This is a genomic window from Rhizobium sp. BK008 (assembly GCF_014197345.1).
Lineage (GTDB): Bacteria > Pseudomonadota > Alphaproteobacteria > Rhizobiales > Rhizobiaceae > Rhizobium > Rhizobium anhuiense.
In genome coordinates this window covers 442,286-466,801 of sequence record NZ_JACIFK010000001.1, presented here as the reverse complement: position 1 = coordinate 466,801, position 24,516 = coordinate 442,286, and the positions used below count along the sequence as shown (strand labels likewise).

Sequence of the window (24,516 nt, the reverse complement as noted above, 5' to 3'; positions counted from 1 at the left end):
TCGCGATGACGGACTTGGCCGAAACCGGTATCAAGACGGAAACAAGGACGCCGCGCCCGGTCGCGGCTTCGATCGTTTATGGCGTGAGCAACCGGATGGCGGTGGCCGTTCTGCTGCCTGCGCTCGGCCTCTTGTTCTGGGAGATTGCGGTCGCGGCCGGCTGGTTCTCAGGCCGTCTCATGCCGCCACCATCCAGGGTCGCAGCGACGCTATGGGCGCTCTTGAGGTCCGGCGAATTGCTCGACCATATCGGCATTACCACCGTCCGGGTGTTCTTCGGATTTGCGATCGGCGCCGCCACGGCCACGATCGCCGGCGCCATAACGGGATATTTCGGTCTTGCTCGCCGACTGATCGATCCGTCGCTTCAGGCGCTCCGCTCCATCCCATCGATCGCCTGGGTGCCGCTCTTCATTCTCTGCTTCGGGATCTTCGAGACATCGAAAGTGGCGCTGATCGCCGTCGGGGTGTTTTTTCCGGTCTATCTCGGCATCTCCGGCGCGACCCTGTCGGTTGATCGCAAGATTGTCGAGGTCGGCCGCATCTTCCGGCTTTCCGGTTTCGCACTGGTGCGGCGGGTCATGCTGCCTGCGGTCTTTCCGGCCTATGTGACTGCCTTGCGATCCGGCCTCGGCCTCGGTTGGATGTTCGTCGTCGCAGCGGAATTCATGGGCGCTTCGGAGGGCCTCGGCTATCTCCTCGTTGATGGCCAGCAAATGGGCAAGCCGGACCAGATCATGGCTGCCATCATCACCTTCGCGGTCGTCGGCAAGTTGACGGACAGCCTGTTGCTTGCGGCGACGGCACCCTTCCTGACCTGGCAGGATAGTTACAGGCGGGAGGGATGAGCCGATGCTGACGCTGCGAAACTTGGAAAAAACCTATGCGAATGGGGTGCGCGCCCTGGAGGGATTCTCGCTCGGGCTGGCTCCGGGAGAAATCGTCGCCGTCATCGGCGGATCCGGCTGCGGCAAGAGCACGTTGCTGCGATTGATCAGCGGTCTCGACATTCCCACGCAGGGAACGGTCGAGCTGAATGGCGAACTGGTCACCAAGCCGCATCCGCTGATCAATCTCATCTTTCAGGAGCCGCGCCTCTTCCCTTGGCTCAGTGTTGCAAACAATGTCGGCTTCGGCCTCGCCGAGCTCGAAGGTGACGATCGCAGACAGCGAGTGGAGGCCGCATTGGAAAAGGTCGGCCTCGGGACATTGGGCGGGCGCTGGCCGAAGGAATTGTCTGGCGGCCAGGCCCAGAGGGTGGCAATCGCCCGCGCGCTGATCACCCGACCGGAAGTGCTGCTGCTGGATGAGCCTTTTTCCGCGCTCGATGCCTTCACGCGCGCCGATCTGCAGGATCACCTGCTCGACATATGGGCCGAAACGCGCCCAACGCTCGTGCTGGTGACGCATGATATCGACGAGGCGCTCGTCCTTGCCGACCGGATTATCGTGATGCGACCGTGGCCGGGGCGCATTCTCGAGGAGATCCGCATCGATCTGCCGAGGAAGCGCGATCGGGCATCGGCCTCGTTCGAAGCCGTAAAAAGACAGCTGCTCATGTCGCTCAACGTATCGCTGCAACCCAGTTGATATGCTGCCCACTTGGCACTGGTCTGTTAGGCCGGGATGCGGATCGTTGCCCTTAGTCCACCAAGCGGGCTGTCGCTCAGCGTGACGTTGCCACCATGGCTGCGGGCGATGTCGCGGGCAATCGCAAGACCGAGGCCGGTGCCCGATGCATCGAGGTTGCGCGCCGTATCCAGCCGGAAAAATGGCTTGAACACGTCCTCACGATTCTTTTCCGGAATGCCCGGCCCGTCATCGTCGAAGATGACGGTCAGCCATTTGGCATTGTGCTTGGCCTCGATGTCGAGGCGGTCGGCATAACGGCGCGCGTTCGAGGCAAGGTTGGTGACGAGACGCATGAAGGCGTTCGGCCGGACCGATATGTCGTCGTCGCCTTCGATCGAATAGCTGAATTTTTTGCCGTGCAGGGAGAAATCGGATTCCAGCTTCGCAAAGATCTCGCTGAGTTTCAGCTCGCCGACATCCTCTTCGACCTCGCCGCGGGCGAAAGCCATGTAGGCCTCCAGCATGGTCTGCATATCGTTGACGTCGTCATTCAGCCCGTGCAGGTCGGGATTGTCTCCGGCGAGGGCCAATTGAAGCTTGAAGCGGGTGAGGATGGTTCGCAGATCATGGCTGACGCCGGAGAGCATCGCGGTGCGCTGCTCGATCTGCCGCTCGATCCGCTCGCGCATCAGGATGAAGGCAAGGCCGGCGCGCCTGACCTCGTCGGCGCCGCGCGGATAGAAATTATCGGGTTTCTGCCCCTTGCCGAAGCTTTCGGCCGCTCGCGCCAGCATCAGGATCGGCCGGATCTGCCCGCGCAGGAAAAGGATCGAGATGCCGATCAGCACCAGCGACGTACCGACCATCCAGACGATGAAGATATGGGTGTTCGAGGCATAGGTCTGACTGCGCTTGGTCAGCACCCGCAGGATCCTGTTTTCCAGCTTGATGCGGATCTCGACGAGGTTCGAATTGCCGACCGTATCGATCCAGAAAGGCCGATGGATCTCGTCGGTGATCTCGTCGCTGAGGATGCCGTCGAGGATCGAGAAGAACGGCTTGACGCGCGGCGGCGGCAGGTCGCCATCCGGCTCGATCGAGATCTGCAGGCTGAGCTGGTCGCGGGCGATGCGGATGATCTCGCTATAGTCCGAATTCTGCGGGTAGGTCTCGATGATTTCGATGATCGCGGCAATGTCGCGGGTGACGGCAAGCGACAACCGCTCGGTCACCATCTGCCAGTGGCGCTCCATGAAGACGGCGGCGACGACGGATTGCAGGAGCACCATCGGAATGATGATGATCAGCAGCGAGCGCGCGTAAAGTCCGGTCGGCAGCCGGCGGCGCAGCCAGCGGACGATCCAGCGCCAACCCTGCGCAGGGGTGCGGTCTTCCCGCCGCAAGCTGTCGATCGTCACCATCAGCGCCGGTCCCGAACCTTGAGTTTAGTCGATGCTCAGCCTGTATCCGATGCCGCGCACCGTCTGCAGCCAGACCGGATTGGCGGGATCGTCCTCGATCTTGCGCCGCAGCCGGTTGATCTGCACATCGATCGTCCGCTCGCCGACTTCGGTGTCGTTGCCGATCAGTTCGTGGCGCGGGATCGTGTCGCCGGCGCGCCGTGCAAAGAGCAGCATGATCTCCTGCTCGCGGTCGGTGAGCCGGATCACCTCGCTGGCCTTCTTCAGCTCCTTGCGGGTCAGCGAGAAGGTGTAGGGGCCGAACATCACCTGTTCGATCTTCGGTCCCTCGCCGCCGGCATTTCGGCGCAAGATGTTGTTGATGCGCAGCACCAGTTCGCGCGGGTCGAAGGGCTTGGAAAGATAATCGTCGGCGCCGGCCTCGAGGCCTTCGATGCGATTGCCCGATTCCGCCAGCGCCGTCAGCATGATGATCGGTACGTTCTTGATGGCACGAAGCCCCCGGGTGACGTCGATGCCGGATTCGCCGGGCATCATCACATCCATGATGATCAGGTCGAAATCGAGACCGGTGAGCTTGCGCTGCGCCTCGGCGCCATCGGCAGCGACGGTGACGCGGAAGCCGTTCTCGGCGAGATAACGATTGAGCAGCGCCCGGATGCGGGAGTCGTCATCGACCACCAGCAAATGCGCCGCATCGTCTGAAATACCTGTCTTGACCGCCATTCACTCCGCCCTCTGTCTGTCCCGCATCCCTCTGAGGAAAGCTTTTACGCCCTCCCGCACCTCCGCAGAAGCCCCTTCGAATGCCCGCTCAATGCGGCGCGATTGCGGCTCGGCAAGGGCAAGCGCCAGCTCTCGTCCCGATTTCGTCGGATAGAGCTTGCGCTGTCGCCGGTCTTCGGGGCCTGCGACCTGGCGAATATAGCCTGAATCGATCAGCTGTTTCAGCACCCTTGCGAGGCTCTGCTTGGTGATCTTCAGCGTATCGAGAAGATCGGCGACCGTCATGCCGGGATTGCGGTTGACGAAATGCACGACGCGGTGATGCGCCCGGCCGAAACCGCTCTTTTCTAGGATGGCGTCGGGATCGGAAACGAAGTCGCGATAGGCGAAGAAGAACAACTCGATGATCTCGAAATCTATAATATCGGTATCTTCCATCGGCGTGGCCAGCGGCTCTGGTTTGCCTGCTTTCGGGCCGGTCTGTCGTGACACTCGGCATTTCCTTTCTGTTTCCGCGCATAGGGAAACCTTCGCGAGGATATGTCAGCTTTATTGACATAAATTTGAATCGCGGCCAGCTTCCCCGAACTCTGCGGGAGCCCCGCACGGCCTCTCATGTCCCTGGCATTTCTGGAAACCAAGGCCGTCCGGCACACCGACGCAATACGCGAGTTCCCCTTCCGTCTGTGGATAAAACGTAATGGGGACAACAATCAACAGGCATGGCGCCCGCGGCGACCGTCGAGCTCCCGAAGTGCCAGGGGTTTAGGCATGCCTCGGTCCAATTGCCTGGCGCGAGACAGCAAGATGATGAACGTTTCGGCGCAGGCCAATCGCATCAACCGGAAGTAACCTCGGTTTCGGAAATCGGTCCGTATCGCTTGCCGTCGATGATCTTCGAAGCGCTGACGAACGACTATGAGGTCTATCCGGCCGCAGTCGCCGCCGGATAAGAGCCTCACGCGATCGGTCCGGCCACTGCATAATTCCTCAAATCGGAACCGATTTAAGGATAAAATTACGCAGCCATTCAACGTGCTCCAGCAGCCTTTCCGCGTCCCAAAACAGGCGCGGCGCTGTCGGTAAACGTCTGCCGGGCCTTCTTTACCTGTGCGCCCGTGCCATGACCAGTCCGGCGAGCGTCGAGAGAATACCGCCGCCGATCAGGCCGCCGATGCCGTCGGCGAGCAGGCCGGTCATAGCCGCTTCCCCGCCGACCATGCTGAGCAGCATGCCGCCGCCGACGCCGCCGATCGCGCCTGCGATCGTACGAGCGACGACATTGATCGCGTGCTGCTTCAAAGCGGCGCTCGCGGCATTGCCGCCGATTGCACCGGCTATCAATTGTGTGATGAGCGGAAGTAGCGCTTCCATGATTTCCTCCTCTGGCGATCTCCCCGATCGCCGATCCATGCCGAACCTTCGGCATATTAGGATTTTATCATATTTCGGAAGACAGCGTTAAGAAAATCAACCGATGCGGGATTAAGGCAGGGAGAACTGCCCTGGAACGAGGCGGCCCGACGTTCCGCCTCGCCTCAGTTCTTGCCGATTCACGTCATTGATAGACGTAGACGATCCGGCGCGTACCGGGATCGACCAGCACCGGCCGGTCGTTGATCCTCGTATAGCGGTACTCATAGTCGGGGATCGTCTGGAAGGTGACATCGGCAGGCACTTCCGCGCCGACGACGACATCGCCGCCAAGTCGCACCGTCTCACCCGGATTGGTGTCGATATAGGTGCGAACCGTCTCCGGCGGAGTGATGGTCTCGACCGACCCGACGGGGCCGAGCAGTTCGTCGCCCGGCGCCGGCTGCGGCTCGGCCGGAACGACGCTTGCGGTCGACTCGTAGGTGACGGCGGGAACGCCGATCTCGGCACGATGCTCCTCGACGATAACGCGGCTGCCGCCATGATCGACCTGCAGATAATCGGCATAGACCCAGCCGCGCATGCCGTTGACGTCGACACGGCACCATCGGCTGCCTTCGATGCAGCCGTCGAGGACTGCGGTGGAGCCGCGGGTGGCAAGACCGACCGAGGGATATTGCGGGCCGGGGCCAGCGCGGACGTTGAGATCATCGACCGTCGTCGCCATCATCTCCGCCTGCGCAAGACCGGCGCTCGCTATCAGCACCGCGCCTGCCAGCAGAATGTTTCTCTTTAAGGTCATGTGAGCGTCTCCTTGGTTTCGATGGGCTGACAACGTGCGGGGTTCCACGATGTTCCCATGCGCTCAGCCCGGCGGAACATCGCCTCTATGAGAATTCCTGCAAGTGCCTTGAAAAATTGAATAAAACCCGATTTCTTCGCCTGATGACGATGACAAAAGCAGGTATAAACTCTTGTTGCAGTCTGTCTTTTTGCCGTGAGGCCGACCGTAAATGGGAGAAGATTCCGGCTGTCCTCGCCGTGGTTTCGGACTATACCCTGGATATCCGAGACACCAAGCGAGGCACCTATGGGCATGCTCCAGGCCGGCATTATTCCGGTGACACCCTTCCAGCAGAACTGCACGATCTTCTTCGATCCAGATACCAAGGAAGGCGTCGTCATCGATCCGGGCGGCGACGTGCCGCTCATCCTGCAGGCGATCGCGGAAAACGGGTTGACCATCAAGGAAATCTGGCTGACGCATGGCCATCTCGACCATGCGGGCGGCGCCAGCGAACTGAAGGAGGCCCTCGGGGTCGATGTGGTCGGCCCGCATCAGGACGATCTGCCGCTGCTGCAGCGGGTCGAGAGCCAGGCTGCGAAATACGGCATATCAGGATTGCGTAACGTCGTGCCCGACCGCTGGCTGAAGGATGGCGACAAGATCTCCTTCGGCGCCCACGAATTCGAGGTCTATCACACGCCCGGCCATGCCCCCGGCCACGTCATCTATTTCAACCGCGCGCAGAATTTCGCCCATCTCGGCGACGTGCTCTTCAACGGCTCGATCGGCCGCACCGACCTGCCGGGCGGCGATCATCAGCAGCTTCTTGATTCGATCCGCGACAAGGTGCTGCCGCTCGGCGACGACGTCGGCTTCATCTGCGGCCACGGTCCCGGCAGCCGCATCGGCGATGAGCGGCGAAGCAATCCGTTTTTGCGGGAAATCTGACCTAGTGGAGAATGGGCGGCGAAGCTGCGCTCCGCCCGCTCACATCATCTTCCGGCCGTTCGGCACCGGCTGCTCGACGGCCGCAAGCACGATCGCGCCGTTCTCGTCCTCGAATCCCAGCGTCAGCACTTCCGAGCGGAACGGCCCGATCTGGCGCGGCGGGAAATTGACGACGCCGAGCACCTGCCGGCCGATCAGGCTTTCCGGCATATAATGCACGGTGATCTGCGCTGAGGATTTCTTCGTGCCGATCTCAGGGCCGAAATCGATCACCAGCTTGATCGCCGGCTTGCGCGCTTCCGGAAAGGGGCTGGCCTCGATGATCGTGCCGACACGAATATCGACACGCTCGAAATCGGCATAGGTGATCTCTTCGGCCATGTCGTCTCCGTCAGCCGGCCAGTTCCTCGGCCCGCTTGCGCGCCGCCGCGAGTGCCGCGTCGAACAGAGGCTGCATGCCGTCCACTGCCATCAGCACGGCGAGCGCCGCCGCCGTCGTGCCGCCGGGAGAGGTCACATTCTCGCGCAGCCGCGAAGCGCCGTCGGGGGACTGGTGCAAAAGTTCACCAGCCCCCGCGACTGTTTCCCGCGCAAGACGCATGGCGAGGTCCGCCTGCAGACCGAGTTTACGGCCTGCCTCCGCCATACATTCGACGAGATAGAAGACGTAGGCCGGACCGCTGCCCGAAAGCGCCGTCACGGCATCGATATCGGCTTCCGCGGGCACCCATTCGACGGGCCCCGAGACACGCAGAAGGGAATGGACGCGCTCACGCTGCTGATCGCTGACCGCTGAATTGGCAACGGCGCCGGTGACGCCGCGCCCAACCATAGCAGGCGTGTTCGGCATGGCGCGCACCATGGCGGCTTTACCCAGATGCTTCTCGAGGAAACCGAGCGTCTTGCCGGCCGCGACCGAGACGACGACCGTGTCCGGCCCGATCGCACTCTTCACCGCCGGCAGCACCGTCTCCATCACCTGTGGCTTGACCGCGAGGAACAGCACGCTTGCCTTCAAATCCGCCGGGAGCGCGGTCACATGGGTGGCGCCAGCTTCGTTGATCGTCGCCAGCATCGCCGGCGACGGACCGGGATCGACGATAATGACGGCCGAGCCCGGGACGCCGCTTTTCAGCCAGCCGGAGAGCATCGCCCCGCCCATGTTTCCGGCGCCGATCAAAAGGACGGGATTTGTCGAGGAGAAACGCTTCGTCGGCATCTTATGCCTCGCCGACCGTTTCGAACAGCACGGCTTCCATCGCCTTCGTCGCTTCCATGCCGGACCAGACGACGAACTGGAATGCCTGGAAATAGGCTTCGCAGGTATCGAGCGCGCTGGAAAGCAGCACCTCCACCTGGCGGTTGGTGGGCTCTGCACCGCCGGCGAGCAGCAGCGACTGGCGGAAAATGACGACATCTTCCTGGCGCCAGAGATCGAAATGACCCATCAGCACCTGCCCGTTGATCGCCGAGAGCAGCTTGACCACCTCGTTGACCCTGATGTCGGGAACTTTGATATCGAAGGCGCAGCCAAGGTGCAGCGCCTCGAACTCCTCCATCCAGGAGAAGGAGACGTGATAGTCGGTCCAGCGACCCTCGACCGTCATCGCGATCTCGTCCTCGCCGGACCGCTCGAACGACCAGTCGTTGTTGGAGGCAACGTACTCGATCATATCGACCGGGTTCGACTGACGCTCGACTTCCAATTCCATCAGGTTCATGCAGCACCTTCTTGACCGGAACGAATGCGACTTAACTTGGTGTACGAACACAAGAAAGACACACGCAAATACCGGAAACCACCACTCGGATGATCGTTGAACCGCTGCCAGACTTAACGCAGATAACCTGCCCGGAGCTTACCAAGTCGCTTCGAATCATCATTTAAAATCAGTGTATAGCGCCCCTTGCCCCCTGCCAGCCCCCCGAACGGAAAATAGGACCGGCCACTGTGGAAAGGCTCTTCGAAATTCAATTCAGAAGGGAGAATAAGCGACTCTGCGAATTGGCTTTTTTGGCAGTGTCCACAGGTGGAAAACTCACCTGAATTTTTTGTGACAGATGCGGCATCTGCCAGGAAGACGTGCCGCACCTGCGTCATATCGGGACTTCAGTGCCCCTCGCCGGCAAGCTTCGCCTCGAGTGCCGCGATGCGGGCGGCGAGCGCCTCGTTCTCGTCGCGTGCCTTGATCGCCATCTCGCGCACGGCCTCGAACTCCTCGCGCTTGACGACGTCCATACTGTTCAGCCAACGCTCGGCCTGGGCGTTGAACGCGGTTTCGATCTCCTTGCGGACGCCCTGGGCGGCACCGGCCGCATCGGTCATCAGCTTGGCGAATTCGTCCATGATGCGGTTCGTTCCGGTCGTCATGGCGTTTTTCTCCCTTCGCATGAGGTGAATTCAGCCCTTCGGGGCCTCGAGGATTGAGGTAGGGCTTCACCATCGACGATGCAAGCGCTTTGCACGGGATAGGCCTCGGGAAGCGGCCGCAAACGGGCCATCACGAACAATGGACTTGACCGTCCGGGATCGCAGCGGCATGTTCCGCGCAACCAAACAGGTGGGAAAACCTTGCCGACAGCAGCCAATCTCCTTGCCATCATGCCTTTCCCGGATATCGATCCGATCGCCTTTTCGATCGGTCCGGTGGCGATTCACTGGTATGGTCTTGCCTATGTCGCCGGCATCCTGCTCGGCTGGGCCTATGCGCGCCGCATCGCCGCCAATGACAGTCTCTGGCCCGGCAACGTCTCGCCGATATCAAGGACGCAGCTCGACGATTTCATCGTCTGGGCAGCGCTTGGAGTCGTGCTTGGCGGTCGTCTCGGCTATATTTTCTTCTATGATCTCCCCGCCGTCATGCGCAGTCCCGTCCGTGCGCTCGAGATCTGGAACGGCGGCATGTCCTTCCATGGCGGCCTGACCGGCACGACGATTGCCATGATCCTCTTTGCCCGCCGCAACGCCATCCCTATTTGGAGCCTGTTCGACATCGTCGCTGCTGTCGTTCCCTTCGGGCTGTTTTTCGGCCGCATCGCCAATTTCATCAATGGCGAGCTCTGGGGTCGATTGACCGACGTGCCCTGGGCCGTGGTCTTCCCGACCGGCGGCCCGTTCGCCCGCCATCCGAGCCAGCTTTACGAAGCCGGCCTCGAAGGCATCGTTCTGCTGCTGGTGCTGGCCGCCCTCGTCTATTTCATGCGGGCGCTGAAAAGCCCCGGTTTCATCACGGGTGTCTTTGTCTGCGGTTATGCGCTGTCGCGCATTTTCGTCGAATTCTTCCGCGAGCCTGACGCCCAGATCGGTTACCTCATCGGCACGAACTGGCTGACCATGGGCATGGTGCTCTCTTTCCCGATGATCCTGCTTGGCCTCTGGGCGATGCTGCGGGCCCGCCGCCAGGCTGCGCTGCAGCTCTGAAACGGCAGGACGCGCGACATGACCACCGCTCTAGGCGAAAAGATCAAGGCGATCATCCAGGCGAACGGCCCGATCAGCGTCACCGATTATTTCTCGCTGTGCCTCGCCGATCCCGAACACGGCTATTACCGCACCCGCGAGCCCTTCGGCCGTTCCGGCGACTTCGTCACCGCGCCCGAGGTCAGCCAGATTTTCGGCGAGATGATCGGCGTCTTCATCGTCCATGCGTGGCAGCGTCACGGCACGCCGGCCGACGTCCGCCTCGTCGAGATCGGCCCTGGCCGCGGCACGATGATGGCAGACATGCTGCGCGTCATCTCCCGCATCGCTCCACCGCTTTTCGACGCCATGACCGTGCATCTCGTCGAAACCAGTGAGCGCCTGCGCGACGTCCAGAGCCAGACGCTCGAACCCCACGGCGAGAAGATTTCCTGGCACGATGGCTTCGACGAAGTACCATCAGGCTTCACCTTGATTGCCGCCAACGAACTCTTCGACGCCATCCCGATCCGCCAGTTCGTCCGCATGCCGACGGGTTTCCGCGAACGCATGGTCGGCATCGACGCCGATGGCGAGCTGACCTTCGCCGCCGGCGTCGCCGGCCTCGATCCCGCGCTTCTTCCCGAACCGGTGCAGAACGTGCCGGTCGGTACGCTCTTCGAGATCTCTCCGGCCCGCCAGGCGGTGATGATGGCGATCTGCGAGCGGCTGCGCGCCTTCGGCGGCACGGCGCTCGCGATCGACTACGGTCACCTCGTCACCGGCTTCGGCGATACGCTGCAAGCCGTGCGCATGCATGAATTCGACCCGCCGCTCGCCCATCCCGGTGAAGCCGATCTGACGAGCCATGTCGACTTCCAGCAGCTCGCCGAAACGGCGCTTGCGGCCGGCGTCCATCTGAACGGCGCCCTGCATCAGGGTGATTTTCTGACCGGCCTCGGCATCCTCGAGCGCGCGGCCGCCCTCGGCCGCGACCGCGAGCCGCAAACCCAGCAGATCATCCAGACGGCGGTCGAAAGGCTCGCCGGCGCCGGTGAAGGCCGGATGGGCGAACTCTTCAAGGTAATGGCGGTCTCCCATCCCGCCGTCGATCTCATGCCCTTTCGCCCGGTGGATTGACAGGGCGCACGCGGCTGGTTCAACATCCCAGCGCAACAAGAACTTGAAGCGCGCCGCATATGCGATGCGCTTGGGATAATAACAAACCCCTTAAAAACCCCGGAATCACAGATGCAGGACGCGGCCTCTCCCGCACCGATCGAAAGCACGCTCCTGAACGAAGCGGCGGGCAGCACCATCCGCCACGGTTATTTCACTCGGGCCGGCGGCGTTTCCGAAGGGCTGTATCGCGGCCTCAATGTCGGCCTCAGCTCCAGCGACGAACGCGACAAGGTCCTGGAAAACCGCCGCCGTGTCGCCGCCTGGTTCGACCTGCCGGTCGAACGGCTGGCAACCGTGCATCAGGTTCATTCCCCCGATGTCGTGACGATCCGCGCCAATTACGACGGTGCCCGCCCCGACGCCGATGCGATGGTGACGGCGGCCCCCGGCATTGCGCTTGGCGTGCTCGCCGCCGATTGCGGGCCGATCCTTTTCGCCGACCCCGACAACCGCGTCATCGGCGCCGCCCATGCCGGGTGGAAAGGCGTGCTGACGGGCGTGCTCGAAAATACCATCGCCGCCATGGAGGCGCTGGGTGCGGACCGCGGCAACATCGTCGCCTGCCTTGGCCCCTCGATCAGCCAGGCAAGTTATGAAGTCGGTCCCGAGTTCGTCGAGCGTTTCGTCGCCGAGAACCCGGATGACGATCGCTTCTTCGTGCCTTCCGCAACATCAGGCCACGCCATGTTCGACCTGCCGGGGCTGACCGTCGATCGGCTGACGAAAGCCGGCGTGCGCGCCGAAAGTCTCGGCCTGTGCACCTATCCGGACAGCGAGCGCTTCTTTTCCTATCGCAGAACGACACATCGCAAGGAGCCGGATTACGGCCGCCAGATTTCCGCGATATCAATCAGGGAGACTTGAGCAGAATGGCACTGCACTTCGAAAAGGCTGAATTCGCAAGCCGGCTTGCGCGCCTCACCGAGAAGATGAAGGAAGAAAAGCTCGACGCCCTGCTGCTCTTCGCCCAGGAAAGCATGTACTGGCTGACCGGCTACGACACCTTCGGCTACTGCTTCTTCCAGACGCTGGTCGTCAAGAGCGACGGCACCATGGCGCTGATCACCCGCTCGGCCGATCTTCGCCAGGCCAGGCACACCTCGATCCTCGAGGACATCCATATCTGGGTCGACCGGGTCAATGCCGATCCGACGCTCGACCTGAAGAACCTGCTGGTCGAGATGGATCTGCTCGGCACCCGCATCGGCGTCGAATATGATACGCACGGCATGACCGGCCGCGTCGCCCGCCTACTTGACGCGCAACTGACCACCTTCGGCCAGATCGTCGACGCCTCCTACCTCGTCAGCCGCCTGCGCCTGATCAAGAGCCCGACCGAGGTCGCCTATGTCGAGCGCGCCGCCGTTCTGGCCGACGATGCGCTCGATGCCGCAATCCGGTTGACGAAGCCCGGCGCCGACGAGGCCGATATCCTCGCCGCCATGCAGGGCGCGATCTTTTCCGGCGGCGGCGACTATCCCGCCAACGAGTTCATCATCGGTTCTGGCGCCGACGCCCTGCTCTGCCGCTACAAGGCCGGCCGCCGCAAGCTCGACGCCAACGACCAGCTGACGCTCGAATGGGCCGGCGCCTATGCGCATTACCACGCCGCCATGATGCGCACGATCGTCGTCGGCGAGCCGACACACCGCCATCGCGAGCTTTACAACGCCTGCCGCGAGACCATCGAGGCGATTGAGACCGTGCTGAAGCCCGGCCATACCTTCGGCGATGTCTTCGACATGCATGCCAGGATCATCGATGAGCGCGGCCTGGCTCGCCACCGGCTGAATGCCTGTGGTTATTCGCTCGGCGCCCGCTTCTCGCCGTCCTGGATGGAGCACCAGATGTTCCATGTCGGCAATCCGCAGCCGATCGAGCCGAACATGTCGCTCTTCGTGCATATGATCATCGCCGATTCCGACACGGGCACGGCGATGACGCTCGGCCAGACCTATCTGACGACAGCGGATGCACCGCGCCCGCTGTCCCGCCATCCGCTCGACTTCATCGGCCTCTGACCGGTGAGAATCCGGAATTGACAGACGACCATCCCCGCCCGCATAAATTCGGGTGGGGCTGATTGCAATTGTGGGAAGGACGGATCAAGGGATGACGCGAGCTGCGATTGTGCCCACGCTCCTGTTCGTCACAGCTCTGCTGACCGCTTGCAATACCACCGATGCACTGACGCCGCAGGTCGATATCGGCGATTCTTCCGGGGCGACATCGTCGAGCCCGGTGTCGCAGAGCGAAGCCGAGCGTTTGGCGGGTACCCGCCAGCCGGGTTTCGCGGCAAGTGCGCAGCAGGGCGGCTACCATCCAGCCTATAATCAGTCGCAGCAGGCCTATCGGCCCGGCAGCGGCGCGCCGCCGACGACGATGCAGCAGCAGGCAGACGCCCTGTCGCGGAGCGGCTCCTCGCCGGCCGCCTCTACTCCGATCGAGGGGCAATCGCTGCCACCGGCGGCGGCCAATGGCGGGCTTCCCGCACAGCCGGCTCAGCCGGCCGAGGCGCAACAGCCACAGCAGACCGCGGCCCTGCCGCCCAGTTCCTCCTCCGGCCGCGGCAATACCGTACGCTTCCTGCCGATCATCGGCGCGCCGGTGCAGGCCGTGACCCCGCTCTCACGTCAGCTCGGCGCCGAGGCGCGCGCACACGGCCTTTCCATCAAGAGCTCGACCGATGCGAGCAGTGATTACATCCTCAAGGGCTATCTCTCAGCCTTCAGCGACGACGGCAAGGTCACAGTGGTCTATGTCTGGGACATTCTCGACAGTGCCGGAGGTCGCCTGCACCGCATCCAGGGGCAGGAAAGCGTGCCGGCGGCCGCGGCCGATCCCTGGGCAGGGGTTCCGGCCTCGGTCATGCAGCAGATCGCCTCGAAAACCATCGCGGAATTCTCCTCCTGGCGGCAGACTCAGGGCGGTTAGTCACAAACTTTTTGCAAATATGAAAGCCTGTGGCACCTTTGCCCTTGCATTCATCGGGAAGCTGACTAAAAAGCGCGGCTATCAGCGCATAACAGGCGGACCAAAATGAAGGTTTTCGCAGGCAATTCGAACCGGCAACTCGCCGAAGCGATCTGCACCTATCTCAATGTTCCCTTGGGGAGAGCCAGCGTCCGAAGGTTTGCCGATCAGGAAATCTTTGTGGAAATCCAGGAAAATGTCCGCGGTGAGGACGTTTTCCTCGTGCAGCCGACTGCCTTCCCGGCCAACGACCACCTGATGGAACTGCTGATCATGATCGATGCGATGCGTCGTTCGTCAGCCCGTCGCATCACTGCCGTGCTTCCCTATTTCGGTTATGCGCGTCAGGACCGCCGCGCTTCCGGCCGTACGCCGATCTCCGCCAAACTGGTGGCAAACCTGATCACCGAAGCCGGCGCCGACCGCGTCATGACGCTCGATCTCCACGCAGGTCAGATCCAGGGCTTCTTCGACATACCCACAGACAACCTCTTTGCGCTGCCGGTGCTGACCCGCGACATCAAGAGCCACTATGATCTCAGCAACGTCGTGGTCGTCTCGCCTGACGTCGGCGGCGTGGTTCGCGCCCGCGCGCTCGCCAAACGGCTGGACTGTCTTCTGGCCATCGTCGACAAGCGTCGCGATCGGCCGGGTGAATCCGAAGTCATGAACATCATCGGCGACATTGCCGGCAAGGACTGCCTGCTGATCGACGACATCGTCGATTCCGGCGGAACGCTCTGCAACGCGGCCGACGCGATGCTGGCCAAGGGCGCATCCAGCGTCACCGCCTATATCACCCACGGCGTTCTCTCGGGCGGCGCAGTCACCCGCGTGACCTCCTCGAAGCTGCGCGAACTCGTCATCACGGATTCGATCCAGCCGACCACCGCCGTGCTCTCGGCCCACAATATCCGCATCGTGACGACGGCGCCGCTGATCGGCGAAGCCATCAGCCGAACGGCCCAGGAAGAGTCCGTCTCCAGCCTCTTCGATTGACCGGCCGCTTCGATTAACCAGCCTCTTCAACAAAAAAAGAGCCGGCATCGACCGGCTCTTTTTAATTTCTGCATCAGATGGACCAAGCTATTGCCGGGCAGGCCCTCCGAGCCGCGTCAACTGCTGGCCGTTGATCGTCGCGGAGCCGCCTTCGTTGACAGCGAAAGCCCAGAATAAATCGTCGTCCCGATCGTTGGCCTCGGTGAAGCGTGTGACTTAAAACAAAGAGGCCGGCACAAGGCCGGCCTCTTCATGTCTGATCCCAATTGATAACGCTCAAGGCTGCTGCGGCGGCGCAGGTACCGCATCCTGACCCTGATCCGGTTCCTGCTCCTGATCTGGCTCCAGCCCTTGATCTTGATCCTGATCCGGACCATCCGGCCCCTTGATCTGCTGGCCGTTGACGGCGACCGCACCATCGCGGCTGACGCTGATGTCCCACCGCGAGCGTCCATCCGCATCGGTCTTGGCGAAGCCCTTCACCATCATGATGCCGAAGGAGACCTGGTTGAGATCGGGATCGGTCTTGGCAAGCTCCTGAACCGCGGCGATCGTCTTGTCGAGATCGCGGGCGAGGATCGTCGCCTCCATCGAATAGTCCTTCTGGGTATCGACGCGCCCCTCGATCTTGCCTGTCATGTCGATGTCATAGACATCCGACTTGGCGCTGATCTTCGGAAACTCGACGGTGAGCCGACCATCGCGGAAGAGCTTCTTGCCCATCTCCTCACCGCTCGTCTCCGGCGCCTTCTCATTGAAATCCATCGCCATCAAGGCGTCGCCGAAACTTGCGAAGTCCAGATTCGGCATGGCGAGCTGCAGATCGAAGCTGGTCGGCAGGAAAGGCGAATAGCTTGCCGGCATCAGCGGGCTGTCGAAGCTGATCTCCTGCGCATTCATGCCGAAGCCGAAGCGCATCGCGTTGGTCGGCCCATCGATGGCGACGTTATAACCGAAGGCCTTGACGCCGCCGCTGCCCACCTGGGTGCTGACGGTCAAATTGTTGACCCCGATCGTCTCGCTGAACGAGGCCAGAAGCGGGAAGGCTTCCTTGAGGATTCCCTTGATCCTGTCGCTGTTTTCGGGGCTCAACTCCTTCTCCTCGACATGATCGAGAATGAAGAAGACCATCTCGCGGATCTGCTTCGCCGGCAGGCCGTTCACCTTGGCCTCGACATCGACCGAGTCGGCACGGATTTCAACGGGCGGCATTTGCGCGCCGGAAATCTGCTCGACGAAAGCCGACATCGAACCGCTGCCCGTAAGATCGATACGCCCGTTGCCGCCTGCGCTGTCCGTCGAACTCAGCTTTTGATCCATGCTGGCGATGCTGGCGCTGACTTCCTCAGTCTCGGACTTGCTGGTGAGCTTGATGTCCTTGGCCGTAGAAGTGGCGGAGCGCAGATAGCTAATCGCAGGATCGAAGACGCCGCTGTAAACAAGCGATGCGATAGAATAGGAGAAATCCGTCGGCTTCTCGTCCTTGCCTTTGAAATGGCCGGAGACGTTGAACTTGTTGTCGCCTTCGATATTCCAAAGCCCGCTATCGAGCGGTGTAGCGAACGTCGAGAACGGCGCCAGCCCGTTGATCGCGAATGTCGCGGGATCGGCCTTGGCAAGCAGCTTCGCCAGATCGTAGATGATCTCGTAGCGCGTGCCTGCCGGATTGACGGTGATCAGGCCGCTCTTTGCCAGATCCTCCGGAAGCAGCTTCGTCAGGGTACCTTTGAGCGCGTCGGCGCCGCCCTGATTGATCTCGACACCCTGGGCCGTAGTGACAAGGCAAAGTGCCAGCAAGCTCGTTGCCGTGACAAGTTTAAGACGCATAGTCCGATTTCTCCTCAGCCGCTTTTTGAATGCGGCATCCAAAGAGGTGAAGCGCGCCGATGTCAACCTCGGCCGCAGCGGGAATGCTGAATTTTGCCGCTTGCTGGACCGGGAATACGATCGCTGCGAAGTCGGCTGCGGTTTCGGCTTGCCGAAGCGCGTATTTCGCCGGAAAACAGCCTGAAACCGCAACTTGCGTTTCCGATCGACTTATAATATAGGCCACCGGTCCGCGTAGACACCCTTGGAGGCAACGCGGATGAGGTTGGGTTATACCCGCCTCCGGTTCGACGGAGCAAGGCATTGCCCGCCCGCCGAACTCTCCAAATAACCTCGAAAGGAATAGCCATGAGCCAGGAAACTTACGAGCTCAAGGCCGAGGCGCGCGAACGGGTTGGTAAGGGGTCCGCCCGTGAACTTCGCCGCAACGGTTTGATTCCCGCTGTCATCTATGGTGACAAGCAGGCCCCCATTGCCATCGCTCTCAACACCAATGAGGTGACGAAGCGCATTCATGCCGGTGGTTTCATGACCACCGTGGCGACGATCGAAGTCGGCGGCAAGAAGTACAAGGTTCTGCCGAAGGACTATCAGCTCGATCCGGTCCGCGACTTCACGATGCATGTCGATTTCCTGCGCGTCTCCGGTAACACCCAGGTGAGCGTCGAAATCCCGGTTCACTTCGTCAACGAAGCGAAATCCCCGGGCATCAAGGTCGGCGGCGTTCTGAACATCGTTCGCCATGAAGTCGAAGTTCATTGCCCGGCCGATGCGATCCCGGAATTCTTCAATGTCGACCTCAGCGGCAAGAAGATCGGCGACAGCATCCATATTTCGGAAGTCACCCTGCCGAAGGGCGTCACCCCGGTCATCGACCGCGACTTCACGATCGCGACCATCATTGCCCCGGCTGCCGGCATCGACGAGACTGCTGCCGAAGGCGAAGCCGAAGCCTGATCGCTTCGACCAATTTGTAAAGCATATGGCCCGCTTTCCCCTGGAAAGCGGGCTTTTCATTGCCGGCAACTGCCCCGTTTCAGCAACATTTAACAAATTCGTGAAAGCATGCTTCGTCAGCTGCGAAGAAGCCCGCCTTGACGCGCGACAGGAAATATGGCCGGCCTGGGGGAGTAAACGGAACCATGAACAATTCCGTTGAGAACAGATTTTTTGCGATAGTTTGCGGTGCGCTGCTTGTTTTTGTCGCTCCGCTTTTTGTTCTCTTCCTTTTTCTTTCCTCGGAACGGGCCGATAAGGAAATACGCGACCATATCTCCGTTCTTCTTGTCGCCAATGCCCAGGCGCTGGCCAAACCCCTGTGGGACCTCGATGAGGACAGCGTCACCCAGATCAGCGCGACGGTCGTTTCCCAGGGCGCCATCGTCAAGGTCGAGGTGCGGGATCAGTCAGGCCAGCTCGACGTCAGCCAGTCCACCATTCCGCGCTCCTTCGACGGCCAGCTCGTGCAGGTGTCGCGCGCCATCATCTACAACACCGTCGACGGTCCGAAGAATCTCGGCAGCATCAGCGTCTATTATCCCGCACTCGGCCTGTTTTCCGGCCTGAAGCAGGAAGAAGTCGTCTTCATCTCGATCTTCATTTTCGCGGTCCTGACCGTTTTCGGCACGGCGCTGATCGGCAACCGTTTCTTCGTGATCCAGCCGCTGATGCGGCTGACGGCGGCGATCGAGGCCACCCGCCAGCTGGGCTCCCGCCATCATGTCGACTGGCAGTCGAATGATGAGATGGGACGGTTGGCCCGCAGCTTCAACGAGATGCAGACCAAGCTTGAAAGCGAGGAAAAGGAGCTGAAGCTTGCCCACCGCCGCGCCACCGACATCTACAATCTGACGCCCGCCATGCTCTTCTCGCTCGACGAGGAGGATCGCATCACCGCCGTCAGCGATTACTGGTTGCTGGCCACTGGGTATAACCGCGCCGCCGTTATCGGCCGCAACTTCGCCGATCTCGTCACATCAAACACCCGCGACAAATTCGTCAAGCGCCGGCTGGCCGAAAGCGGCATGACCGTCACCGTCAAGTTTGTCTGCCTGGACGGCCGCACTATGGACGTCCTCATCATGGAATCGGAAGCGGGAGCCGGCGCTCATGACCGCCTGTCGCTCTCGGTCATGACCGATGTGACCGAACTCAAGGCCTCCGAGGACCGCAACCACCGCCAGGCAATCACCGATCACCTGACTGGCCTTCTCAATCGCCAGGGCTTCGAAGCCGTCCTCGACAACAAGATCGCCGCCGCCGACGCCGCCGGCCAGGAACTCGCCTGTCTCTTCGTCGATCTCGACCGCTTCAAGTGGATCAACGACAATATGGGCCATGCCGCCGGCGACATGGCGCTGATCGAACTCGTCGAGCGTCTGAAGACCCATCTTGCCCCCTCCGACGAAGCGGCCCGTCTCGGCGGCGACGAATTTGCCATCCTGCTGCCGGCCAAGGACGCCGCAAAACGCGCCAAGGTGATGTGCGAACAGATCGCCTCGATCTTCGAAACGCCCTTCACCCCGGACATGCATCTGAGCGCTTCCGTCGGCATCGCCATCTATCCGCACCATGCGGCGACCGCGGCCGAACTGCTGCAGAAATCCGACATGGCGATGTATGCCAAGAAACGCGACGGCAAGAACGGCGCGCAGCTCTTCGACAACGCCATGCTCGACCGGGCCCGCAGCCGCGCCGAGATCGAGGCCAATATCGAAGCCGGCCTCGTCGACAACTGGTTCGAGGCCTTCCTGCAACCGATCGTCAACCTGAACGGCCGCGGCATTGCCGGTTTCGAGGCGCTGATGCGCCTCAACCATCCGCAGAAGGGCTTGATGCCGCCGGCCGAGATCATCAGCGTCGCCGAGGAGACGGCAAAGATCGTCCGGGTCGGCAACGTCATCATGGAAAAGGCGATCGCCAACCTCGCGAAGATTTCCCGCATATCGGGCATGCAGGATACCTATCTCGCCATCAACTTCTCGCCGCTGCAGTTCGAGCCGGCGCTGCCGGCCCGTCTTGCCGCCATTGTCGGCCGCCACGGCATCCGTCCTGAGCGCATTGTCGTCGAAATCACCGAAGCCGTGCTGATGCACGACAACCCGCAGATCCGCATGATCGTCACGGAACTCCGTCGCTTCGGCTGCCGCATCGCGCTCGACGACTTCGGGACCGGCTATTCGTCGCTGAGCTACCTCAACCGCTTCCCCGTCGACATCATCAAGATCGACCAGTCCTTCACCCGTGCGATCAACGACGGCGACGACGACGTACGCCAGAAGAGCCGCATGCTGATCGAAGGCATCACCACGCTTTCGCACAAAATGAACTGCACCGTCATTGCCGAGGGCATCGAGACCGAAGAGGAATGCCGCACGCTCCATCAGATGGGGCTTGACTACGGCCAGGGCTACCTCTTCCATCGTCCGCAGCATGCAACCGCGCTCATCGAGCAACTGGTAGGCTCACAATCGGCCGTGGCACGCGCCTCGTGAATGAAGAACGAAGGAGATGATATGATGAAAAAGCTCCTGCTTCTCGCATGCCTGGCGCTGCCCTGCGCCGCTCATGCGCAAACCGTGACCTTCACGACTGAGGACTATGCCCCCTTCAATTATCGCGAAGGCAAGGAGATCAAGGGCGCCACCGTCGAGCAGGTCGAAAAGGTGATGGCCGCGATCGGCGTCGACTACACGATCGAGATCATGCCCTGGGCGCGCGCTTTCGGCCTTGCCCGCACGGCGCCGATGACCTGTGTCTTCGCAACCGCCCACAACGGCGCACGCGACCCGCTGTTCAAATGGGTCGAGCCGCTGCTCATCGACCGCAACATCCTGATCACCCGCAAGGGCTCGGGCGTCATCGCCAACAATCTGGAAGAGGCAAAGAAATATACGGTCGGCACTCAGCGTGAGGATTACACCGAGACGATCCTGAAAGAGAAAGGCTTCACCAAGCTCGATGTCGCCAGCGACTTCAACGCGACGCTGCGCAAGCTGCTCGGCGGACGCATCGACATGATGCCGATCTCCGAACTCTATTTCGAAAAGCTGAAGGCCGACCAGCCGGTGGAGATGGTGACCGTGCTCTCCGCCCAGCCGATGAGCATCGCCTGCGAGAAGAGCTTTCCGGACGATCTGCTCGTCAAGATGCAAGCTGCCCTCGACAAGCTGATCGCCGATGGCGACCAGAAGCAGATCTTCCTGAAATACGGCATGAATCTGTCGCAGTGACTGCGACGGATATTGCCCTTTCCGCTTGACTTTGCGGTCATTTACAGGTGGTGAACGGCGGGAAATTCTAGCAAGGAAAAACAGACCATGCTGATCATCGCGGGTCTCGGCAATCCTGGCGGCAAATACGCCGGCAACCGCCACAATATCGGCTTCATGGCCGTCGACGCCATTCATCGGCGCCACAGCTTCTCGCCCTGGTCGAAGAAATTCAGGGCCGAGATCGCCGAGGGCGAGATCGGCGGCAAGAAGGTGCTGCTGATCAAGCCGCAGACCTTCATGAATCTCTCCGGCGAATCCGTCGGCGAGGCGATGCGCTTCTACAAGCTCCAGCCCGCCGACCTCGTCGCGATCTACGACGAACTCGATCTTCCCCCGGGCAAGGCGCGGCTTAAGACCGGCGGCGGCCATGGCGGCCATAACGGCATCAGGTCGCTGGACGCCCATTGCGGCCGGGAGTACCGACGGCTGCGCCTCGGCATCGGCCATCCGGGCGTCAAGGAAATGGTGCAGAACCACGTGCTCGGCGATTTCGCCAAGGCCGACAAGGTCTGGCTGGAGCCGCTTCTCGACACCCTCGCCGACAATGCCGACATGCTGGTGCGAAACGAGGATTCGCAGCTGATGAACAAGATCGCGCTGGCGCTCGGCAGCAAGGCCGAGGAAGAGAAGCCGCGGAAGGAAAACAAGAATACCGAAAAGAAGCCGGCCGGCCAGTCGCATATCCATCAGGCTCGCAACCACAATCAGCCGAAGCTGCCGGCCAGCGGCCCGATGGCCGACATGTTGAAGAAGATGTTCGGCAACAAGGGGGAATGAGGCCGGTGACGGATCACGACCAGGACCAGGATTTCGCCATCCGCCCGGCCGCCGTCGGCGATCTTCCCGGGCTGATCACCCTCTACCAGCATTTGAATTCGACCGATCCGGTTCTCGACAAGGCCATGGCCGAAGAGCGCTTCTCCGCCATCCTCGCCCAACCCGGCATGACCCTCTTCATCGGCTTTGCCGGCGATCTCGCTGCGGCCACCGTCACGCTGATCGTCGTGCCGAACCTGACGCGGAACGGCGCCTCCTATGCCCTGATTGAAAACGTCGTCACCCACGCCGATCACCGTCGGCGCGGTTATGCCGGCGCCGTCATCGGCCATGCCGTGACGGAGGCCTGGAAAGCTGGCTGCTACAAGGTGATGCTGCTCACCGGCTCGAAAAACCCGGCGACCCTGCGCTTCTACGAGAATTGCGGCTTCGTGCAGGACAAGACCGGCTATCAGATCCGCAGAACCTGAATCCGCAGCATCTATTCTTCCGGCTCCGTTGTGAACATCAGTGGAAAGCCCATGCCCTTGGCAAGGTCGATGCCCTCCTTGGCCTTGGTCTCGGCGATATCCCTGGCGCAGACCACGACCACGCAGGAACCGAGCTTGTGCGCTGTTATCATCACCCGGTAGCCCGTCTCCTCGCTCATGCGGAACACGGCCTTCAAGATCACGATGACGAATTCGCGCGGCGTATAATCGTCATTAACGAGAATGACCTTGTAGAGCTTCGGCTTATCCAGCTTCGGCCTCACCTTGGTCTTCGGTTTCAGGGCAATGTCATTGTCACTCATCGGAAAAATCCAGCCGTTGATGACATGGGGTCAGGAATGTTCAAACCAGCTAATCAGTGTCGATGACGAATTTTCGACGGTCAGCCGCCACAGCTCCCGGCCTCAAACAGGCAGGATCTAGTCCCCGGCTTCGGCGCAGAGAGAAGCAATTGCATCTGCGTGGGAGTGACCTGGCATTCTGGTGAAATCCGCAATGCGTCGAAAATCTCAGTCGCATTCAAAAATAGGCCAGCACCGATCCATCGGCAAGTGAGCAGCGGTAAAAGCTCTCTAAGACTTGACCATATTGCTCCTTTATCCCATAGGCACCAGCAAGGAATTCAAGAACAGCAGGTTTTAGCCATGGGCTTCAAATGCGGCATCGTCGGTCTGCCGAACGTCGGCAAATCGACCCTCTTCAACGCGCTCACCAAGACGGCGGCTGCGCAAGCGGCAAACTATCCCTTCTGCACCATCGAGCCGAACACCGGCGAAGTCGCCGTGCCCGATCCGCGCATGCGCAAGCTTGCCGACATCGCCAAGTCGAAGGAACTGATCCCGACCCGCATCTCCTTCGTCGACATTGCCGGCCTTGTGCGCGGCGCCTCGAAGGGTGAAGGTCTCGGCAACCAGTTCCTCGCCAATATCCGCGAGGTCGATGCCATCGTCCACGTGCTGCGCTGCTTCGAAGACAGCGACATCACCCATGTCGAAGGCCGCATCAATCCCGTCGCCGATGCCGAGACGATCGAGACGGAGCTGATGCTCGCCGATCTCGAAAGCCTGGAGCGCCGCACCGAGCAGACGCGCAAGCGCGCCACCAGCAAGGACAAGGATTCGACGGCGATGCTGCCGATCATGGAAGCCTCGCTGAAACTGCTCAACGAGGGCAAGCCGGTACGCACGCTGCTGTCGACGCTCGATGCCGAGGAAATCGCCATCCTCAAGGGCCTCAACCTTCTGACCTCGCATCCGGTCCTCTATGTCTGCAACGTCGCTGAGGCCGAGGCTTCGACAGGCAATGAATTCACCGAGGCTGTCGCCGTTATGGCTCGGGAACAGGGTGCCGAAACCGTCGTCATCTCGGCGGCGATCGAGGCCGAGGTCGCCCAGCTTCCCGAGGATGAAGCCAAGGAATTCCTCTCCGCCCTCGACCTTGACGAGGCGGGCCTCGACCGGCTGATCCGCGCCGGCTACAAGCTGCTCCACCTCATCACCTATTTCACCGTCGGCCCGAAGGAAACGCGGGCCTGGACGATCGAGCGCGGCACCAAGGCGCCGCAGGCCGCCGGCGTTATCCATTCGGATTTCGAACGCGGCTTCATCCGCGCCAACACCATCGCCTATGACGATTACATCAAATACAACGGCGAAGTCGGCGCCAAGGATGCCGGCAAGGCGCGTGACGAAGGCAAGGAATACGTCGTCCAGGACGGCGACGTCATCCATTTCCGCTTCAACACCTAAATAAGAAATGCTGCCGC

Annotated in this window: 26 protein-coding genes; 15 read left to right on the top strand and 11 right to left on the bottom strand. The window is 61.3% G+C overall.

The window, feature by feature from the left end; all coding sequences use genetic code 11:
* Positions 1–5 precede the first annotated feature (5 nt).
* Positions 6–848 carry an ABC transporter permease gene (locus FHT69_RS02165; protein ID WP_183904855.1) on the top strand — a complete coding sequence of 281 codons (843 nt, stop codon included), beginning with the start codon at positions 6–8 and terminating at the stop codon, positions 846–848.
* A 4-nt stretch (positions 849–852) separates the two neighbouring features.
* On the top strand, positions 853–1,590 hold the full coding sequence (locus FHT69_RS02160; protein WP_183904854.1) for an ABC transporter ATP-binding protein: 738 nt from the start codon (positions 853–855) through the stop codon (positions 1,588–1,590).
* Positions 1,591–1,616: 26 nt separating this feature from the next.
* Here FHT69_RS02160 and FHT69_RS02155 read toward each other — a convergent pair whose 3' ends face one another.
* The 5 genes from FHT69_RS02155 to FHT69_RS02135 form a co-directional block, all read right to left on the bottom strand.
* The gene (locus tag FHT69_RS02155) at positions 1,617–2,993 is read right to left on the bottom strand and encodes an ATP-binding protein (protein WP_183904853.1); all 1,377 of its coding nucleotides are present in this window, start codon (positions 2,991–2,993) and stop codon (positions 1,617–1,619) included.
* A 24-nt stretch (positions 2,994–3,017) separates the two neighbouring features.
* The gene (locus tag FHT69_RS02150) at positions 3,018–3,719 is read right to left on the bottom strand and encodes a response regulator (protein ID WP_018073989.1); all 702 of its coding nucleotides are present in this window, start codon (positions 3,717–3,719) and stop codon (positions 3,018–3,020) included.
* Positions 3,720–4,211, bottom strand: a complete 492-nt coding sequence (locus tag FHT69_RS02145) for a MarR family winged helix-turn-helix transcriptional regulator (RefSeq protein WP_047611199.1) — start codon at positions 4,209–4,211, stop codon at positions 3,720–3,722. It abuts the gene before it with no gap.
* A 612-nt stretch (positions 4,212–4,823) separates the two neighbouring features.
* Complete coding sequence (locus FHT69_RS02140; RefSeq protein WP_047611201.1) at positions 4,824–5,093, bottom strand: hypothetical protein; 270 nt, start codon at positions 5,091–5,093, stop codon at positions 4,824–4,826.
* A 184-nt stretch (positions 5,094–5,277) separates the two neighbouring features.
* Positions 5,278–5,895 carry a DUF1236 domain-containing protein gene (locus tag FHT69_RS02135; protein ID WP_047611204.1) on the bottom strand — a complete coding sequence of 206 codons (618 nt, stop codon included), beginning with the start codon at positions 5,893–5,895 and terminating at the stop codon, positions 5,278–5,280.
* Between the two features lie 288 nt (positions 5,896–6,183).
* On the opposite strand from FHT69_RS02135, the gene FHT69_RS02130 reads away from it, so the two are divergent.
* Positions 6,184–6,828, top strand: a complete 645-nt coding sequence (locus tag FHT69_RS02130; protein ID WP_047611207.1) for an MBL fold metallo-hydrolase — start codon at positions 6,184–6,186, stop codon at positions 6,826–6,828.
* Between the two features lie 39 nt (positions 6,829–6,867).
* Here FHT69_RS02130 and FHT69_RS02125 read toward each other — a convergent pair whose 3' ends face one another.
* From FHT69_RS02125 to FHT69_RS02110, 4 genes are all read right to left on the bottom strand, one after another.
* Complete coding sequence (locus FHT69_RS02125) at positions 6,868–7,209, bottom strand: tRNA-binding protein (RefSeq protein WP_063474537.1); 342 nt, start codon at positions 7,207–7,209, stop codon at positions 6,868–6,870.
* Between the two features lie 10 nt (positions 7,210–7,219).
* Positions 7,220–8,047 (bottom strand): pyrroline-5-carboxylate reductase, encoded by an 828-nt coding sequence (proC, locus tag FHT69_RS02120; protein ID WP_183904852.1) that lies wholly within the window; start codon positions 8,045–8,047, stop codon positions 7,220–7,222.
* 1 nt (position 8,048) lies between these two features.
* Positions 8,049–8,549 carry a YbjN domain-containing protein gene (locus FHT69_RS02115; RefSeq protein ID WP_003541709.1) on the bottom strand — a complete coding sequence of 167 codons (501 nt, stop codon included), beginning with the start codon at positions 8,547–8,549 and terminating at the stop codon, positions 8,049–8,051.
* Between the two features lie 389 nt (positions 8,550–8,938).
* Positions 8,939–9,199, bottom strand: coding sequence for an accessory factor UbiK family protein (locus tag FHT69_RS02110; protein WP_009997186.1), 261 nt, complete (start codon positions 9,197–9,199; stop codon positions 8,939–8,941).
* Positions 9,200–9,400: 201 nt separating this feature from the next.
* Here FHT69_RS02110 and lgt point away from each other — a divergent pair, with 201 nt between their 5' ends.
* The 6 genes from lgt to FHT69_RS02080 all read left to right on the top strand — a co-directional run bounded on the left by lgt (position 9,401) and on the right by FHT69_RS02080 (position 15,382).
* Positions 9,401–10,249, top strand: coding sequence for a prolipoprotein diacylglyceryl transferase (lgt, locus tag FHT69_RS02105; protein ID WP_047611222.1), 849 nt, complete (start codon positions 9,401–9,403; stop codon positions 10,247–10,249).
* Between the two features lie 18 nt (positions 10,250–10,267).
* Positions 10,268–11,368 carry a class I SAM-dependent methyltransferase gene (locus FHT69_RS02100; protein WP_183904851.1) on the top strand — a complete coding sequence of 367 codons (1,101 nt, stop codon included), beginning with the start codon at positions 10,268–10,270 and terminating at the stop codon, positions 11,366–11,368.
* A 111-nt stretch (positions 11,369–11,479) separates the two neighbouring features.
* Positions 11,480–12,274, top strand: a complete 795-nt coding sequence (pgeF, locus tag FHT69_RS02095; protein ID WP_183904850.1) for a peptidoglycan editing factor PgeF — start codon at positions 11,480–11,482, stop codon at positions 12,272–12,274.
* Positions 12,275–12,279: 5 nt separating this feature from the next.
* Complete coding sequence (locus tag FHT69_RS02090; protein WP_047611230.1) at positions 12,280–13,431, top strand: M24 family metallopeptidase; 1,152 nt, start codon at positions 12,280–12,282, stop codon at positions 13,429–13,431.
* 91 nt (positions 13,432–13,522) lie between these two features.
* The gene (locus tag FHT69_RS02085) at positions 13,523–14,344 is read left to right on the top strand and encodes a hypothetical protein (protein ID WP_047611232.1); all 822 of its coding nucleotides are present in this window, start codon (positions 13,523–13,525) and stop codon (positions 14,342–14,344) included.
* A gap of 105 nt (positions 14,345–14,449) precedes the next feature.
* Positions 14,450–15,382: a ribose-phosphate pyrophosphokinase gene (locus tag FHT69_RS02080; protein ID WP_047611235.1), complete on the top strand. Its 933-nt coding sequence runs from the start codon at positions 14,450–14,452 to the stop codon at positions 15,380–15,382.
* Between the two features lie 276 nt (positions 15,383–15,658).
* Here FHT69_RS02080 and FHT69_RS02075 read toward each other — a convergent pair whose 3' ends face one another.
* Entirely contained in the window at positions 15,659–17,209 is a 1,551-nt protein-coding gene (locus FHT69_RS02075; RefSeq protein WP_047614279.1) for a hypothetical protein, read from the bottom strand.
* Positions 17,210–17,557: 348 nt separating this feature from the next.
* On the opposite strand from FHT69_RS02075, the gene FHT69_RS02070 reads away from it, so the two are divergent.
* From FHT69_RS02070 to FHT69_RS02050, 5 genes are all read left to right on the top strand, one after another.
* A complete protein-coding gene (locus tag FHT69_RS02070) occupies positions 17,558–18,166 on the top strand; it encodes a 50S ribosomal protein L25/general stress protein Ctc (protein ID WP_047611239.1) in 609 nt (202 codons plus the stop codon).
* Positions 18,167–18,351: 185 nt separating this feature from the next.
* Positions 18,352–20,703 (top strand): EAL domain-containing protein, encoded by a 2,352-nt coding sequence (locus tag FHT69_RS02065; RefSeq protein ID WP_047611242.1) that lies wholly within the window; start codon positions 18,352–18,354, stop codon positions 20,701–20,703.
* 24 nt (positions 20,704–20,727) lie between these two features.
* Positions 20,728–21,441, top strand: a complete 714-nt coding sequence (locus FHT69_RS02060; protein ID WP_047611786.1) for a substrate-binding periplasmic protein — start codon at positions 20,728–20,730, stop codon at positions 21,439–21,441.
* An 87-nt stretch (positions 21,442–21,528) separates the two neighbouring features.
* Entirely contained in the window at positions 21,529–22,260 is a 732-nt protein-coding gene (gene pth, locus FHT69_RS02055; protein WP_183904849.1) for an aminoacyl-tRNA hydrolase, read from the top strand.
* Between the two features lie 5 nt (positions 22,261–22,265).
* A complete protein-coding gene (locus FHT69_RS02050; RefSeq protein ID WP_409527522.1) occupies positions 22,266–22,730 on the top strand; it encodes an N-acetyltransferase family protein in 465 nt (154 codons plus the stop codon).
* An 11-nt stretch (positions 22,731–22,741) separates the two neighbouring features.
* On the opposite strand, the gene clpS is transcribed toward FHT69_RS02050, so the two are convergent.
* Entirely contained in the window at positions 22,742–23,053 is a 312-nt protein-coding gene (clpS, locus tag FHT69_RS02045) for an ATP-dependent Clp protease adapter ClpS (protein WP_047611252.1), read from the bottom strand.
* Positions 23,054–23,395: 342 nt separating this feature from the next.
* On the opposite strand from clpS, the gene ychF reads away from it, so the two are divergent.
* Positions 23,396–24,499, top strand: coding sequence for a redox-regulated ATPase YchF (ychF, locus tag FHT69_RS02040; RefSeq protein ID WP_183904848.1), 1,104 nt, complete (start codon positions 23,396–23,398; stop codon positions 24,497–24,499).
* The last annotated feature ends 17 nt before the right edge of the window (positions 24,500–24,516 follow it).